Raw genomic sequence first — 14,150 nt, forward strand, 5'->3', positions numbered from 1 at the left:
CCTGATGTGCTGCTTTCGCAGCGAACCGCCATATCTCGTGGTCTATTCCCGGGCGATACCCGAATGCCACGCTTTGTGTGGCGATATTACATCAGTTTGCGACGGCGTGTCACCTGAATATCGAGGTCCGTGATCTTTTTCCGCAGCGTATTTCGGTTAATCCCAAGTAAATCCGCGCATTTTGCCTGGTTTCCGCCGGTGGCCTCCAGCGCGATTTCGATCAACGGGGCCTCAACTTCGCGCAGAATGCGCTGATACAGGCCCGGCGGCGGCAGCATATTGCCGTGTAGATCGAAATAGCGGCGTAGGTGGCGCTCAACCGAGGTTGCCAGTTTTTCACGCTCGCCTCCGCCCAGAACGGGCTCGGCTTCGGGCTGACTGCCCAGAACCATCTCAACCTCGGCTTTCGATATCTCATCGGACCGGCTGGTCAGGCTGAGCCTGCGGATCGCGTTCTCCAACTGCCGTACATTGCCCGGCCAGGAATAGCGCCGGACCAGCTCAACCGCATCAGCGCTGAGCCAGCGTTTGGACCCAAGGTCCTTTTCCTCACGGGCCAGAAAATGCTCGGCCAACAAGGTGATATCATCCACCCGCTCGCGCAGGGCCGGGACATGGATGGTTGCGCCGCAGAGGCGGTAGTAGAGGTCCTGACGGATACGCCCGCCCTCCATCCCGGCGGTCAGATCCGATTGGCTGGTGGCCATGAAGCGCGGCACGTGGTCGCCCGGCGTGTCCATCATCCGCACGATCCGCGCCTGAATCTCGTCGTCGATATCGGCGATCTCATCAATCAACAGCGTCCCGCCACGCACCCGCGCCATAACGCGTGCGGGGCCTTCGAGGTCACGCAGATCAGCCGCAGTCGCCGTCACAAACGGCAAGGTCCGACGATCCGAGAAGTCGTGAATAGCACGCGCAATCAGAGACTTACCGGTCCCACTTTCACCAGAAATCATGACCGAAAGATCGGTGTTCATCACCCGCGCCACCAGACGATAAAGCGACTGCATCACCGGCGTGCGCCCGACCAGAGGCAACTCATCCGGGCGTTCATTCTCCTGGGGTTCGGGGTCGGACTGTAGACGCTGTTTCTGTTCCAAGGCGCGCGCGGTCCGCTTCATCAGGTCTGGCAGGTCAAACGGCTTGGGCAGGTAATCGTAAGCATCCGCCTCGGCCGCTTGGATCGCGGTCATAATCGTGTTCTGAGCCGAGATCACGATCACCGGCAAGCCAGGACGGTCCTCGGCGATCTTTGGAAGCATTTCCAAGCCGTTACCGTCCGGCATGACTACGTCCGAGATCACCACGTCCCCTTTGCCTTCGCCAACCCAGCGCATCAGCGTGGTCAGCGAGGACGTGGCATGCACCTTACATCCGGCGCGCGTCAGAGCCTGTGTCAGAACGGTGCGGATCGTGCGGTCGTCATCCGCGACCAGAACGGTGCCATCCATCAGATACTCTCCTCTTTCGGTTTTTTGTTTTCAGCCGGCGCACGGCGCAGCGACAATTTGAAAACGGTCCGCCCTGGAACGGAATCAACGGAAATCCAGCCGTCGTGGTCCGAGATGATCTTGCTGACCAAGGCCAGCCCCAACCCTGTCCCGTTTTCCTTGCCCGAGACAAAGGGGTCAAAGATGTCACTGCGGATTTTCTCCGGCAGGCCCGGTCCATCGTCGATGATCTCGATTTGCAGCGGCAGCGAATGTCCCGATCCATCGCTGCGGCGCAGGCGGAAGGAATGCTCGAAATAGGTGCGAAGACGAATTGTACCGCCCTGCGGACCCGCCGCCTCGGAGGCGTTTTTCAACAGGTTCAGAACAACTTGCAGAAGTTGATCCGGGTCCCCAAAGGCCAGTGGCAGCGATGGGTCATAGTCCTCGACAATGGCCATATCCGCGCCAAAACCCAACAAAGCCGAACGGCGGGCGCGGTCGAGAACATCGTGGATGTTGACCGGCTTGAAATCCGGTTGCTGCAGGTTTCCGAACTGCTCGACCTGCTCCAACAGTTTCACGATCCGGCGGCTTTCGGCAACGATAAGATCTGTAAGTTCAAGATCTTGCGGCGCGATATTCATGCTTAGCAATTGCGCGGCGCCGGTGATCCCCGCCAGTGGGTTCTTGATCTCATGCGCCAGCATTTCCGCCATTCCGATGGCGGACTGCGCGGCGGATTTGACCGTATTGCCCCGAGTCATGCGCCCCGCCAATTCGCGCGGAGATATGATCATGATCATCGACCCAGGATGCCCAACCAGTGGCGCAATCTGCAAGGCGCATTGTAGCGGTGCGCGGTTGCCGGACCCGGCATCCACATCGTTGACGAACAAAGGCGTTCCCTGAGCACGCGCGCGGTCAAAGGCTTCCTCTAGGGGAGCATCAACGGCGATCTGATCCCAGACGGGGTGGCCGATCACCGACTTGCGCGAGGCGTTCAGGAACCCCTCGCCCGAGGAGTTCACATCCGCAATTCGGTCGTCCTGATCGATGATGAAGGCTGGAACGGGTAGCGAGTTCCAGATGCTCTGATCCGAGGTCATGCGGCCACTCCCTGCTGACACTCCAGCGCGTCACTCAACAGGCGCAGCACCTCATCCGTATCGCGAGAGGTCAGAACCGCCCGACGCAGAGGCGCGGGCGTTCCGGCCTCATCCATGTACCAGCCCAGATGTTTGCGAGCGACGCGGAGGCCAAGGTCCGTGCCATAAAAGCTCAGCATCGCCTGATAATGCGCGCGCACCATGTCGATCAGATCCGCGCTTTCGGGGATCTCCGGCGCGTCGGTGCCATAGACCTCATGGCAGATCTGCGCCAGCAGCCACGGCTTGCCCTGCGCCCCTCGGCCAACCATGACACCATCCGCGCCCGATTGCTTCAGCGCTGCGCGGGCCGCGTGCGTATCCACGATGTCCCCATTGGCGATGACGGGGATCGAGACAGCCTCTTTCACTGCTCGGATCGCCTGCCAATCGGCACGGCCTTTGTAGAATTGGCACCGTGTGCGTCCGTGAATCGTGACCATCTGGACCCCTGCCTCTTCGGCCCGGCGCGCCACGTCAGGCGCGTTCAGCAACGCGTCATCCCATCCAAGCCGCGTTTTCAGCGTCACGGGGACACCGACGGCCTCAACCACGGCCTCGATCAAGCTCAGGGCGTGATCCGGTGTCTTCAGCAAGGCTGAGCCGGAATACCCGTTGGTCACCTTTTTGGCAGGGCAGCCCATGTTGATGTCGATCACCCGCGCGCCACGATCTGCCACCTGACGGGCAGCCTCGGCCATCCAATATGCCTCACGCCCGGCCAGTTGAACGGCTGTGTTCTCTACATCCGCCGACAGCTCAGCTCGTTCGCGCACACCGGGTTTGGCCTGCACCATTTCCTGACTAGCAACCATTTCACTGACCACCATGCCCGCGCCAAAACGCATCACCAGATCGCGGAACGGGCGATCCGTGATTCCAGCCATCGGGGCCAGCAAGACAGGCGGAGATACGGTTTTGTCGGCGAGGTGCAGCGTCAACGTGCTTAATCCTTGGGCAATTGCGGGTTTGATATCGAATTCGAAGCATATGAACAACAAAACGACAGTCATCAAGCCTGCAAAATCATCACTTGCCTATTTTTTAATCACATTACCATGGGTGATTGCCTCTGCATTCACCGCCCCCTAAACAAAGCGCAGCATTCCGGAGAAACCCGACCATGACCACAGCTGCCATAATCGTTGCCGCAGGGCGTGGATTGCGCGCCGGAGGCGGCACGCCCAAGCAATGGCGCGCGCTGGCCGGTCGCCGCGTGGCGGATTGGACGCTCGACCGGTTTCGTGGCCTTGTCGACCACATCGTTTTGGTCTTGTCGGACGAAGACGCCCGGGCTTGGGAGGAGTTTCGTGACACCGACTTAATACTGGCCAAAGGCGGTACAGATCGGGCAAGTTCGGTTCGTAACGGATTGCAGACATTGGAAAATCACCAAGTGACCCGCGTGCTGATCCATGACGTGGCGCGGCCCTGTGTCTCAGCTCATCTCATTCAGAACGTTCTGAACGCTTTGGACACCCATCAGGCCGCAGCCCCCGGTTTACCTGTTACGGATGCGCTTTGGAACGGGCATGATGGCTCGGTTTCTGGTACGCAGGACCGTTGCAACCTGTTCGCGGCGCAGACCCCTCAGGGGTTTGACTACGATGCCATCGTCAAGGCGCATGCCGCGCATCCCGGCGGAGCCGCGGATGATGTTGAGGTCGCACGGACCGCAGGTCTTGAAGTTCGCATTGTGCCGGGCGATGCGGACAATCTGAAAATCACCCGCCCTGAGGATTTTGAACGGGCGGAACGGATAATGGGAATGAATATGGATGTGAGGCTGGGCAACGGCTATGACGTGCATCGTTTTGGCGATGGCGATCACGTGATCCTCTGCGGCGTGAAGGTTCCGCATGAACGCGGGCTGCAAGGGCATTCCGACGCGGATGTCGGGATGCACGCGGTCACCGACGCGATTTACGGCGCGCTAGCACAAGGGGATATCGGCCAGCACTTCCCCCCTTCGGACCAGCAATGGAAAGGCGCAGCCAGCGAGATCTTCCTGCGCCATGCGGTCGAGTTGGCCGAGGCGATGGGCTACCGCATCTCGAACGTCGATTGTACGCTGGTCTGCGAATACCCCAAGATCGGCCCTCATGCCCCGAAAATGAAAGAAGAAATGTCGAACATCATGGGATTGCGCACCGATCAGGTCTCGGTCAAGGCAACTACGTCCGAGCGTCTGGGCTTTACTGGCCGCAGCGAAGGGATCGCGTCGCTCGCCACGGCATGTCTGGTGAAAACATGAACATCGCGCGTCTGATCGGAACCGTTTGCGGCGTCGGATATCTGCGCCCTGCCCCCGGCACATGGGGATCGCTTGCGGCCCTGCCCCTGGTCTGGGTCCTGCATGTTTTGGGCGGCTTCCCCCTGCTCTTCCTCGCGACGCTCGTGGTGTTCATCGCAGGGCTTTGGGCCATCAAGGTGATGACCGCTGGGCAAGAGGACCACGACCCGTCCGAGATCGTGGTTGATGAGGTCGCGGGCCAGTTCATCGCGCTCTGGGCCATTTCCTACCCAAGCTGGGCACACGGGATCGAGATTACCGCGCTCTGGCCCGGTTGGGTCGCGGGCTTCTTACTGTTCCGGCTGTTCGACATCACCAAGCCCGGCCCGGTCGGCTGGGCCGATCGCAAAGGAGACGCGATGGGCGTGATGCTGGATGATGTGATCGCCGGTGTTTTTGCCGCCATCGGTGTGATGGTTCTGGCCGGGATCGCACATGGAGTGTTGGGCCTATGACCGTATCTGAGCTGTTGGACCGTGCCATAGAGCTAGGCATCATGATTGCGACCGCAGAAAGCTGCACGGGCGGCATGGTGGCTGCTGCCTTGACCGACATCCCCGGCAGCTCGGCCGTGGTGGACCGCGGGTTCGTCACCTACACCAACGACGCCAAACAGCAGATGCTTGGTGTGCGCGGAGAGACACTGAACGCCTATGGCGCGGTCTCAGAGCAGGTCGCACAAGAAATGGCCGATGGCGCACTGAGGCAGTCGCGCGCGCAACTGGCCGTGTCGATCACTGGCATCGCAGGCCCCGGAGGGTCAGAATTCAAACCCGAAGGTCGGGTGTGCTTTGGCCTTGCTGCCGCAGGGCAACCTACGCGCACCGAAACTGTCGAGTTCGGCGCTCTGGGGCGCGAAAGGGTTCGTCAGGCCGCGCGGGATCATGCACTGGAAATGCTTTATTCCGGTCTTTCGCAAACCGCTTAAATTTACAGCAAAGACGTCACCATGACGCAAAATTATGCGTCAGTTGACAAAAAGCCGTCAAAATAGGCGTCTTTTTGCTCCTCTGCCTCTTTTTTCCTCGATCCAGCTCAGCTTCAACCCGCCGCACACCACTCACGAGGTGTCGGCCGTGGCGGTTTGCCCGGCCGACGCCCAAACGGCAAAAAAGGAGACCGGCCCATGAACGGAGCCGATACAGCCTGGATCATTGTGGCAACCGCACTGGTCCTGTTAATGACATTGCCGGGCCTTGCCCTGTTCTATGGCGGGCTTGTGCGTGCCCGAAATGTCCTCAGTGTGTTTATGCACTGCTTCTCGATTGCCTGTTTAATGAGCATCCTTTGGCTGGTAGCGGGCTATTCCATCGCCTTCGGACCCGGTGAAAGCGGGTTCTGGGGTGGATTGGGCAAAGCGTTCCTGAACGGTGTAGATACCGACAGTCTGGCTGGCACCCTGCCCGAAATCCTGTTCTTTGCCTTTCAGATGACCTTCGCGATCATCACCCCCGCCCTGATCGTCGGCGCTTATGTCGAGCGGGTCGGCTTTGGCTTCGTCCTCACCTTCTCGGGCCTATGGATGCTGCTGTGCTACGCGCCGGTGGTCCATTGGATCTGGGGCGGAGGGATGCTGTCCGATGGCGGCATTCTGGGTGAGATCGGTGTGCGCGACTTTGCTGGGGGCATTGTTGTTCACGAGACCGCCGGTCTGGCCGCGCTGATCATCGCCTTGATCCTCGGCCCGCGCCGCAACCGCACGACGCCTCCGCACAATCCGGGCTTTGTCATGATCGGTGCCGCGATGCTGTGGGTCGGATGGTTCGGCTTCAACGGCGGCTCGCAACTGGCCGCTGACGGAGGCGCCGCAATGGCCATGACCGTTACACATCTGTCCGCTGCAACTGCATCCCTGACCTGGGCACTGTGGGAGAAGATCCGCTTTGGCAAAGCCTCGATGGTGGGTCTGGTCACCGGCACCATTGCGGGTTTGGCCTCAATCACTCCGGCTTCGGGCTTTGTGGAGCCTGTGCAGGCGCTGATCATCGGGGCAGTGGCCGGTGTTCTGTGTCAGGAAGCCGTCTTTATCATCCGCAACAAGCTGAACATCGACGATACGCTGGACGTCTTTGCCGTGCACGGTGTCGGGGGCATCTTTGGCACCCTGATGATTGCGCTGTTTGGCCTAGGCACATGGACAGCACAACTGGGAGGCCTCGTGATTGTGGGTGCCTTTACGGCAGTTGTCACCTTTGTGTTGATCAAGGTGGTTGCAGCCATCACCCCGCTTCGCGTAGACGCCGAGACCGAGACAAACGGCCTCGACCTGTCTGTACACGGCGAGCGCGCCTATGACATGAGCAGCTAAGCCCACCTTAGTTGCCCATTGCCCGCAAGGGCAAAAGCGGACCTGTCGCGGGTCCGCTTTTTCTTTGTTCGGCCCTCTCGACTCCGGGCCGATGGACAGGCTATCAGCCCGCAACACTCTTTCAGCCCCGAGGTTTGCGCCATGATCCCCAGTTCATTTCCCGACAGCTCTGAAATCGCCCGCCTGACCGCGCGGATGCTGCTGGAGATCAAGGCCGTTCACTTTAACTCGCGCGAGCCGTTCACACTGGCCAGCGGTCTGCCCAGCCCCACCTATATCGATTGCCGCAAGCTGATCTCATACCCACGCATCCGCTCAACCCTGATGGATTTCCTGACCATCACCGTGATGCGCGAGGCGGGGTTCGAGGCGTTTGACAATATCGCGGGCGGTGAAACGGCGGGCATCCCCTTTGCCGCCATGGTCGCCGAGCGGATGGCCCTGCCCATGACCTATGTGCGCAAAAAGCCCAAAGGCTACGGCCGTAACGCCCGCATCGAAGGCGCGATGACCGAAGGGGAACGCGTGCTGCTGGTCGAGGATCTGACCACCGATGGCGGCTCCAAGCTGTCCTTCGTCGATGCGATCCGTGAAACGGGCGCGACCTGCGGCCATACCGCGGTGATCTTCTACTACGGCATCTTCCCCGAGACCGAGAAGACCCTCGGCGAACACGGCGTGAAGCTGCATTCGCTGTGTACGTGGTGGGACGTTCTGGCCGAGGCCAAGGCACAAAAGGCCTTTGACGAAGAGACCCTTAGCGGTGTCGAAGCCTTCCTGAACGACCCGCGCGGGTGGCAGGACGCGAATAAATCGTAAAATTCGGCCTGTGGGTAAGCTGGGGATATTTGATTTTCGAATCGATCCAAAGCGCGCCTATCTAGTCGAAATTCGCGCCCATTGCACCAAATGTTGCGATAGCTTTCGTCACGTGCAAAACTGGGCGGAAGTTATCCCCATTCAGATGGGCAGTTATCCCGAAGCCGGGGGCGGTTATCCCAACTTACCCCCATTCATTTGCAGATAGCTTGAACCGGGGCTTGGCGTGTAGAACCTCGGAACGGGCAGCGGGGACAAGATGAACGAGATCAGCAGTATCGAGCAGGCAGCGGCACAGATTCAAAACGCCGAGACCATGCCGCATTCCATTGAGGCTGAGCAGCAGCTTCTGGGTGCGATCCTGACCAACAACGATCTTTATGACCGGGTGGCTTCGATCATCGGGGCGGAACATTTCTACGACCCGGTTCATGCCCGCATCTATGAGGTCGCGGCCAATCGCATCGCCAAGAATGCGCTGGCCTCGCCCGTGACGCTGAAATCCTTCATGGCCGAGGATGAGGGCCTGAAGGAACTGGGCGGCCCCGCTTATCTGGTCAAACTGGCAGGCGCGTCGATCAGTGCCTTTGCGGTGCATGACTATGCGCAGATGATCTATGACCTCGCCATCCGGCGAGAGTTGATCCGGCTGGGCCGCGATATCTCGGACAAGGCGGCGCGGGTGGATGTCAGCAGCGAGCCCAAAGAACAGATCGTCGAGGCCGAGCAACAGCTTTATCAATTATCCGAGCAGGGCCAGACCGAACAGGGATTTCAATCCTTCCTCAAGGCGGTCACAGAAGCCGTCAACGTCACCAACGAAGCGTATCAGCGCGGTGGTGGCATGGCAGGGATTTCCACCGGTCTGGCCGACTTGGACAAACAGCTTGGAGGTCTACACCCGTCTGACCTGATCATCCTTGCGGGTCGTCCGTCGATGGGTAAAACCTCGCTCGCGACCAACGTGGCGTTCAACGTGGCCAAGGCTTACAAGCGCGGACTGAAACCCGATGGCAGCGAAGGCGCGATTGATGGTGGTGTGGTTGGGTTCTTCTCGCTTGAGATGAGCGCCGAACAGCTGGCGGGTCGTGTTCTGGCCGAAGCCTCGGAAATCTCCAGCCACAAGATCCGTCAAGGTGACATGACCGAGGCCGAGTTCCGCCGTTTCGTCGATGCCGCCAAGGAACTGGAAGCCTGCCCGCTGTTCATTGACGACACGCCCGCCCTGCCGATCTCGCAGCTCGCGGCGCGGGCAAGGCGGTTGAAGCGGACGCACGGGCTGGACCTGCTGGTCATCGACTATCTACAGCTGTGCCGGGGCATGTCGGACAACCGTGTCAACGAGATCGCCGAGATCTCGATGGGCATGAAAGCGATTGCCAAGGAGCTGAACATCCCGGTCATCGCCCTGTCCCAGCTGAGCCGTCAGGTGGAAAGCCGCGACGACAAACGCCCGCAACTGTCTGACCTGCGGGAATCGGGCTCGATCGAACAGGATGCCGACGTAGTGATGTTCGTATTCCGCGAGGAATACTACAAGGAACGCGAAAAGCCCGGCGATCACGAGCTGGAAAAGATGGAAGAATGGAAACAGGCCATGGAGCGCCTGCATGGCAAAGCCGAGGTCATCGTCGGCAAGCAGCGCCACGGCCCCATCGGTACGGTCGAGCTGTCGTTCGAGGCGCAGTTCACCCGCTTTGGCAATCTGGTCAAGCCCTGGCAACAGGGCGGCGAGATCGAAAGTTACTAAAAGTCACCGTAAATATTCAAACAGCCGATTTTGAATGGTAATCGTCGTGTGTTAGTGTGTACTGAATGACGGCACGTACTGCCGGATTTTAGCAAGGCCTACGTCATTGCCCGCAATCATCTCGGAAATACGATACAGAAACGGGCCTAACTTTGCGCCAGACGGGGATTTCATCGAAATCCGCGTTCCGACCGGTACGGATGTCTCGGGCCTGAGGGTGCAGGTTTACAACGCCAACGGCTCGGTCCGAAGCTCGACCGATGTCGACACTGTGCCGGTGAACACGGTCAGCGGTTTCGACTATTACGTGGTCTCGGCCCGGATCAACCGTCTGGGCGCGGTTTCGCTGGACGACAATGGCACGGTGCTCAGCTTTGTGTCCTTCGACAATCAGGTCACCGCAACGCAGGGCGCGGCCAGCGGGCAGACCTCTACCCAGATTGGCAGCAACGGGACAGATGACACCTCGTCTCTAACCTCGACCGATGGGGTGAACTTCGTCGAGAACCCCAACCCAAGCCCCGGCGCGCCCTGTTTCACAACGGGCACTCTGATCGGCACCCCTCGTGGCAAGATTCCCGTTGAGGCACTCTGCACCGGAGATCAGGTTCTGACCGAAGATGGCCCGCCCGAGACACTGCGTTTGACCCTGTCGCGCAGCCTCAGCCGGGCCGAGTTGATAAAGACCCCGCGGCTGTTTCCGGTTCGCATCGTCGCTGGAGCGCTTGGGCAGTCGCTGCCGAAACGTGATCTTATGGTCTCGCGCCAGCATCGGATGTTGATCCGATCTCCGATTGCGCAGCGCATGTTCGGGACCGAATCCGTTTTAGTCTCGGCCATTCAGTTGACCCGAATGCCCGGCGTTTTCGTCGACACCAGTGTCTCGCAGGTGATCTATCACCACCTTGTGTTCGACCGCCACGTGGTGCTGTTTGCCGAAGACGCGCCCAGCGAAAGTCTGTTTACCGGCCCGCAGGCGCTGCAATCCATGGACGAAGCCTCACGCGCAGAGTTGATGCTGCTGTTCCCGCAACTGGCTCTCTTTGCCGCCCCACAGCCCGCGCGCTACATTCCCAGCAAAAAGCGCCAGCGAAAATTGGTGACCCGGCATCTTAACAACAACAAGCCCCTGCTTGACGAGCGGCGATAAGACGGACCGCCCGCGTGGGTCACTCTGAACGATCCGCCGTTCAAAAGACCTTTGACTTGTATCGCTGCACAATCCCAACACGCGCATCACTGCCAGTCAAAAGCCCCTCAATCCTGCCCAAATTCCTGCGTCAGATGGCCGTATGCCGCCTATCTTGCGGATTTTCCTGACAGGTTGTGTGCGATCCCCTCTTGACCTGCCGCGTTCCAGTGTCATGAACAACTCCATGAGTACCGCACGTTTGACGATCAATCTTCAGGCGCTCGCCAGTAACTGGCGGGCGCTCGATGCAAAAACGGATGTCGAAACCGGCGCCGTAGTTAAGGCCGACGCCTATGGTCTTGGGGCCGAACCTGTCGCCTGGTCATTGGCCGAGGAAGGTGTCCGCAAGTTTTTTGTCGCCGTCGCCGAAGAAGGCGCAGAAATTCGCGAGGCGGTCGGGCCCGGCCCGATGATCGCTGTATTCTCAGGCCATATGGACGGGGATACCGAGCTGCTGCGCGATCACGACCTGATACCCCTGATCAATTCGGGCGAGCAATTCCAACGCCACCAACAGGCTCTGCCTGAACATGGGTTCGGCATTCAACTCGACACCGGCATGAATCGTCTTGGGCTGGAGCCCGCCGACTGGGCCGAGTTGCGCTCCCAGGCCGAGGCGTTGAACCCGGCGGTTGTGATGTCTCATCTGGCCTGCGCGGATGAGCCGCACCACCCAATGAACCAGCAGCAGCTGTCCGCGTTTCGCGGGATGACCGACGGTATGACAGCCCCCCGGTCTCTGGCAGCCACCGGAGGCACCTTGCTGGGGCCTGAATTCCACTTTGACTTCTGCCGCCCGGGCATCGGCCTATATGGCGGGATGCCTTTTGCCGAAGCCAAGCCCGTCGTCACCGTCGATTTGCCAGTCGTGCAAGTGCGCGACGTCGCGGTCGGAGAAACCGTGGGCTATGGCAACAGCTGGACGGCACGCCGCCCGTCGAAGATCGCAACCGTCACAGCTGGATACGCCGACGGCCTACACCGCGCTATCGGCGGCGGCATTGACGCCTTCGCAGGAAACCAACCCTGCCCGGTTGTCGGTCGAATCTCGATGGATCTGATCACCATCGATGTCACCGATCTGGGCTTTGAGCCCGAGAAACTGCGCATCCTCAACGGGCATCAGACCGTCGATGATCTGGCCGAGGCCGCCGGCACCATCGGCTATGAAATCTTGACCTCAATGGGCCGCCGCTATTCACGAGGGTATGTGGAATGAACCCACTGTCTCTGCTGGGTGGGTTGGGCCGCACAGTTCTGACCCTGCTGGCCGCATTTGGGCGCGTGACCCTGTTCGCTCTGGACTCGCTTTCGCACATCCTGCGCCCCCCTTACTACCCGCGCGAAATCGCAATGGCGCTGCTGAATATCGGCTGGCTGTCGCTGCCCGTGGTCGGCCTGACCGCCATCTTCACCGGCGGCGCGCTGGCCCTGCAGATCTATGCAGGCGGCGCGCGGTTCAATGCCGAGGCCGTGGTCCCTCAGATCGTTGCCATCGGCATGGTGCGAGAGCTTGGCCCGGTGCTGGTCGGTCTGATGATCGCGGCTCGCGTGACCTCCTCGATCGCGGCCGAAATTGCTACGATGAAAGTGACCGAGCAGATTGACGCGCTGGTCACCCTGTCGACCCACCCGATGAAATACCTTACCGCTCCGCGTGTTCTGGCGGCGCTGATCACGGTGCCAATCCTTGTCGGCATCGGGGACATCATCGGCATCATGGGCGGCTATACGGTGGCGACACAAAACCTCGGGTTCAACCCGGCTGCCTATCTGCAAAACACGGTGAACTTTCTTGAAGCCCGCGACATCGTCTCATCCCTTGTCAAGGGTGCTGCCTTCGGCCTGATCGCGGCAATCATGGGCTGCTACTACGGCATGAACTCGGGCCGGGGCGCACAGGGTGTGGGCCGCGCCACCAAAGGCTCGGTCGAGGCCGCAGCCGTGCTGATCCTCGCCGCCAACTTCGTTCTGACAGGAGTGTTCTTCTCGCTATGATCCGGATGGGGAACGTCAAAAAGTCCTTTGATGACAACCACGTGCTGCAAGGCATGAACCTTGAGATCCCCAAAGGCACCTCGATGGTGATCATCGGAGGGTCAGGCACGGGCAAATCGGTCGCGCTGAAATGTATCCTCGGCCTAATCAAACCCGACAGCGGTATGATCTATGTCGACGGCAAGGACGCCAGCAAGGGCGACCGCGACGCATTCCTGGCGCGCTTTGGCATGTTGTTTCAGGGCGCGGCCCTGTTCGACTCGTTGCCGGTCTGGCAGAACGTCGCCTTCCGCCTGCTACGCGGGTCACTGAAACGCCCCACGGAAGAGGCGCGCGAGATCGCAATCGAGAAACTCCGCCGCGTGGGCCTGAAATCCAACGTCGCTGACCGCTTTCCGTCCGAGCTGTCGGGCGGGATGCAGAAACGCGTGGGCCTTGCCCGCGCCATCGCCGCCGAGCCCGAGATCATCTTTTTCGACGAACCCACAACCGGGCTGGACCCGATCATGTCCGGCGTCATCAACGATCTGATCCGCGAGATCGTGACCGAGATGGGCGCAACCGCCATGACCATCACCCACGACATGACCTCCGTCCGCGCAATTGCCGACAACGTGGCGATGCTGCATGACGGGGTGATCCAGTGGACCGGACCAGTGGGTCAGATGGATGCCTCGGGCGATCCGTATCTGGAGCAGTTCATCAGCGGGAGTGCAGAAGGGCCGATTGAGGCAGTGCGTTAATCTTCGCTCTTTGCCATCCACCTAGTCGAACGTTCGATAACGTCCTGCGGAATAGCTTCTGCGCGCCTTGTCTGCAGGTTGAGCAAGACGCATTTGAAAACAGTGGAAAATGTCGTTTTACTGTCCGCAACTCGAATTAGTTTGTGGCTGAAGGTCATGGATTTCGTTCCTACCTCCAGGATTTCGCTTTCCATCTGGATCGCTTCGCCGGCACTCAATTCCGAAAGGAAATTGCTGTCTGCATGGACCACCGCAAAGGATAGCTTTCGCCCCGAACGCATGTCTTCGGCCGTAAGCCCCAGCTCTGCCTGCAACGCAAAAACGGAATCCGAGCATGCCGCAAAATACTTGGACACATTCATATGCCCCAGAAAATCACAGTCCGATGGATCGACAATTGACTTGTAGGCCACAAAACCCGACATCGTTCCTCCCCGTCTAAAAATAACTCAGTGGCGAGTACCGG

At 59.8% G+C, this 14,150-nt stretch carries 14 protein-coding genes; 10 read left to right on the top strand and 4 right to left on the bottom strand.

Features of this window, described 5'->3' with window-relative positions:
* Nucleotides 1–86: 86 nt before the first annotated feature.
* Genes ACR0I8_RS01705 through dusB form a run of 3 tightly spaced genes read right to left on the bottom strand, consistent with a single transcriptional unit; the run spans nucleotide 87 to nucleotide 3,522 of the window.
* The gene (locus tag ACR0I8_RS01705; RefSeq protein ID WP_170373863.1) at nucleotides 87–1,454 is read right to left on the bottom strand and encodes a response regulator; all 1,368 of its coding nucleotides are present in this window, start codon (nucleotides 1,452–1,454) and stop codon (nucleotides 87–89) included.
* Nucleotides 1,454–2,542 (bottom strand): two-component system sensor histidine kinase NtrB, encoded by a 1,089-nt coding sequence (locus ACR0I8_RS01710; RefSeq protein WP_170659687.1) that lies wholly within the window; start codon nucleotides 2,540–2,542, stop codon nucleotides 1,454–1,456. Before ACR0I8_RS01710 ends, ACR0I8_RS01705 begins: the two co-directional genes overlap by 1 nt.
* On the bottom strand, nucleotides 2,539–3,522 hold the full coding sequence (gene dusB / locus ACR0I8_RS01715; RefSeq protein WP_480702668.1) for a tRNA dihydrouridine synthase DusB: 984 nt from the start codon (nucleotides 3,520–3,522) through the stop codon (nucleotides 2,539–2,541). The genes ACR0I8_RS01710 and dusB overlap by 4 nt, the downstream gene beginning before the upstream one ends.
* 182 nt (nucleotides 3,523–3,704) lie before the next feature.
* On the opposite strand from dusB, the gene ACR0I8_RS01720 reads away from it, so the two are divergent.
* The 10 genes from ACR0I8_RS01720 (at nucleotide 3,705) to ACR0I8_RS01765 (ending at nucleotide 13,684) form a co-directional block, all read left to right on the top strand.
* Nucleotides 3,705–4,835 carry a bifunctional 2-C-methyl-D-erythritol 4-phosphate cytidylyltransferase/2-C-methyl-D-erythritol 2,4-cyclodiphosphate synthase gene (locus tag ACR0I8_RS01720; RefSeq protein ID WP_170688762.1) on the top strand — a complete coding sequence of 377 codons (1,131 nt, stop codon included), beginning with the start codon at nucleotides 3,705–3,707 and terminating at the stop codon, nucleotides 4,833–4,835.
* Nucleotides 4,832–5,329, top strand: a complete 498-nt coding sequence (locus ACR0I8_RS01725) for a phosphatidylglycerophosphatase A family protein (protein WP_170688763.1) — start codon at nucleotides 4,832–4,834, stop codon at nucleotides 5,327–5,329. Before ACR0I8_RS01720 ends, ACR0I8_RS01725 begins: the two co-directional genes overlap by 4 nt.
* Nucleotides 5,326–5,802 carry a CinA family protein gene (locus ACR0I8_RS01730; protein WP_170688764.1) on the top strand — a complete coding sequence of 159 codons (477 nt, stop codon included), beginning with the start codon at nucleotides 5,326–5,328 and terminating at the stop codon, nucleotides 5,800–5,802. The genes ACR0I8_RS01725 and ACR0I8_RS01730 overlap by 4 nt, the downstream gene beginning before the upstream one ends.
* Nucleotides 5,803–6,000: 198 nt before the next feature.
* Nucleotides 6,001–7,182 (top strand): ammonium transporter, encoded by a 1,182-nt coding sequence (locus ACR0I8_RS01735; RefSeq protein ID WP_170688765.1) that lies wholly within the window; start codon nucleotides 6,001–6,003, stop codon nucleotides 7,180–7,182.
* Between the two features lie 141 nt (nucleotides 7,183–7,323).
* The gene (locus ACR0I8_RS01740) at nucleotides 7,324–8,001 is read left to right on the top strand and encodes an orotate phosphoribosyltransferase (RefSeq protein WP_170373870.1); all 678 of its coding nucleotides are present in this window, start codon (nucleotides 7,324–7,326) and stop codon (nucleotides 7,999–8,001) included.
* Nucleotides 8,002–8,260: 259 nt separating this feature from the next.
* Nucleotides 8,261–9,751 carry a replicative DNA helicase gene (locus ACR0I8_RS01745; RefSeq protein WP_170688766.1) on the top strand — a complete coding sequence of 497 codons (1,491 nt, stop codon included), beginning with the start codon at nucleotides 8,261–8,263 and terminating at the stop codon, nucleotides 9,749–9,751.
* Nucleotides 9,752–9,857: 106 nt separating this feature from the next.
* Nucleotides 9,858–10,901 carry a Hint domain-containing protein gene (locus tag ACR0I8_RS01750; RefSeq protein WP_480702670.1) on the top strand — a complete coding sequence of 348 codons (1,044 nt, stop codon included), beginning with the start codon at nucleotides 9,858–9,860 and terminating at the stop codon, nucleotides 10,899–10,901.
* A gap of 226 nt (nucleotides 10,902–11,127) precedes the next feature.
* Nucleotides 11,128–12,162 (top strand): alanine racemase, encoded by a 1,035-nt coding sequence (gene alr, locus ACR0I8_RS01755; protein ID WP_170688767.1) that lies wholly within the window; start codon nucleotides 11,128–11,130, stop codon nucleotides 12,160–12,162.
* Nucleotides 12,159–12,941, top strand: coding sequence for an MlaE family ABC transporter permease (locus tag ACR0I8_RS01760; RefSeq protein ID WP_170458563.1), 783 nt, complete (start codon nucleotides 12,159–12,161; stop codon nucleotides 12,939–12,941). Before alr ends, ACR0I8_RS01760 begins: the two co-directional genes overlap by 4 nt.
* Nucleotides 12,938–13,684, top strand: coding sequence for an ATP-binding cassette domain-containing protein (locus ACR0I8_RS01765; RefSeq protein WP_170688768.1), 747 nt, complete (start codon nucleotides 12,938–12,940; stop codon nucleotides 13,682–13,684). Before ACR0I8_RS01760 ends, ACR0I8_RS01765 begins: the two co-directional genes overlap by 4 nt.
* Here ACR0I8_RS01765 and ACR0I8_RS01770 read toward each other — a convergent pair.
* Complete coding sequence (locus tag ACR0I8_RS01770; protein ID WP_170486860.1) at nucleotides 13,681–14,109, bottom strand: acyl-CoA thioesterase; 429 nt, start codon at nucleotides 14,107–14,109, stop codon at nucleotides 13,681–13,683. The genes ACR0I8_RS01765 and ACR0I8_RS01770 overlap by 4 nt on opposite strands.
* Between the last annotated feature and the right edge of the window lie 41 nt (nucleotides 14,110–14,150).

It is taken from the genome of Ruegeria sp. BG9, from assembly GCF_056538305.1.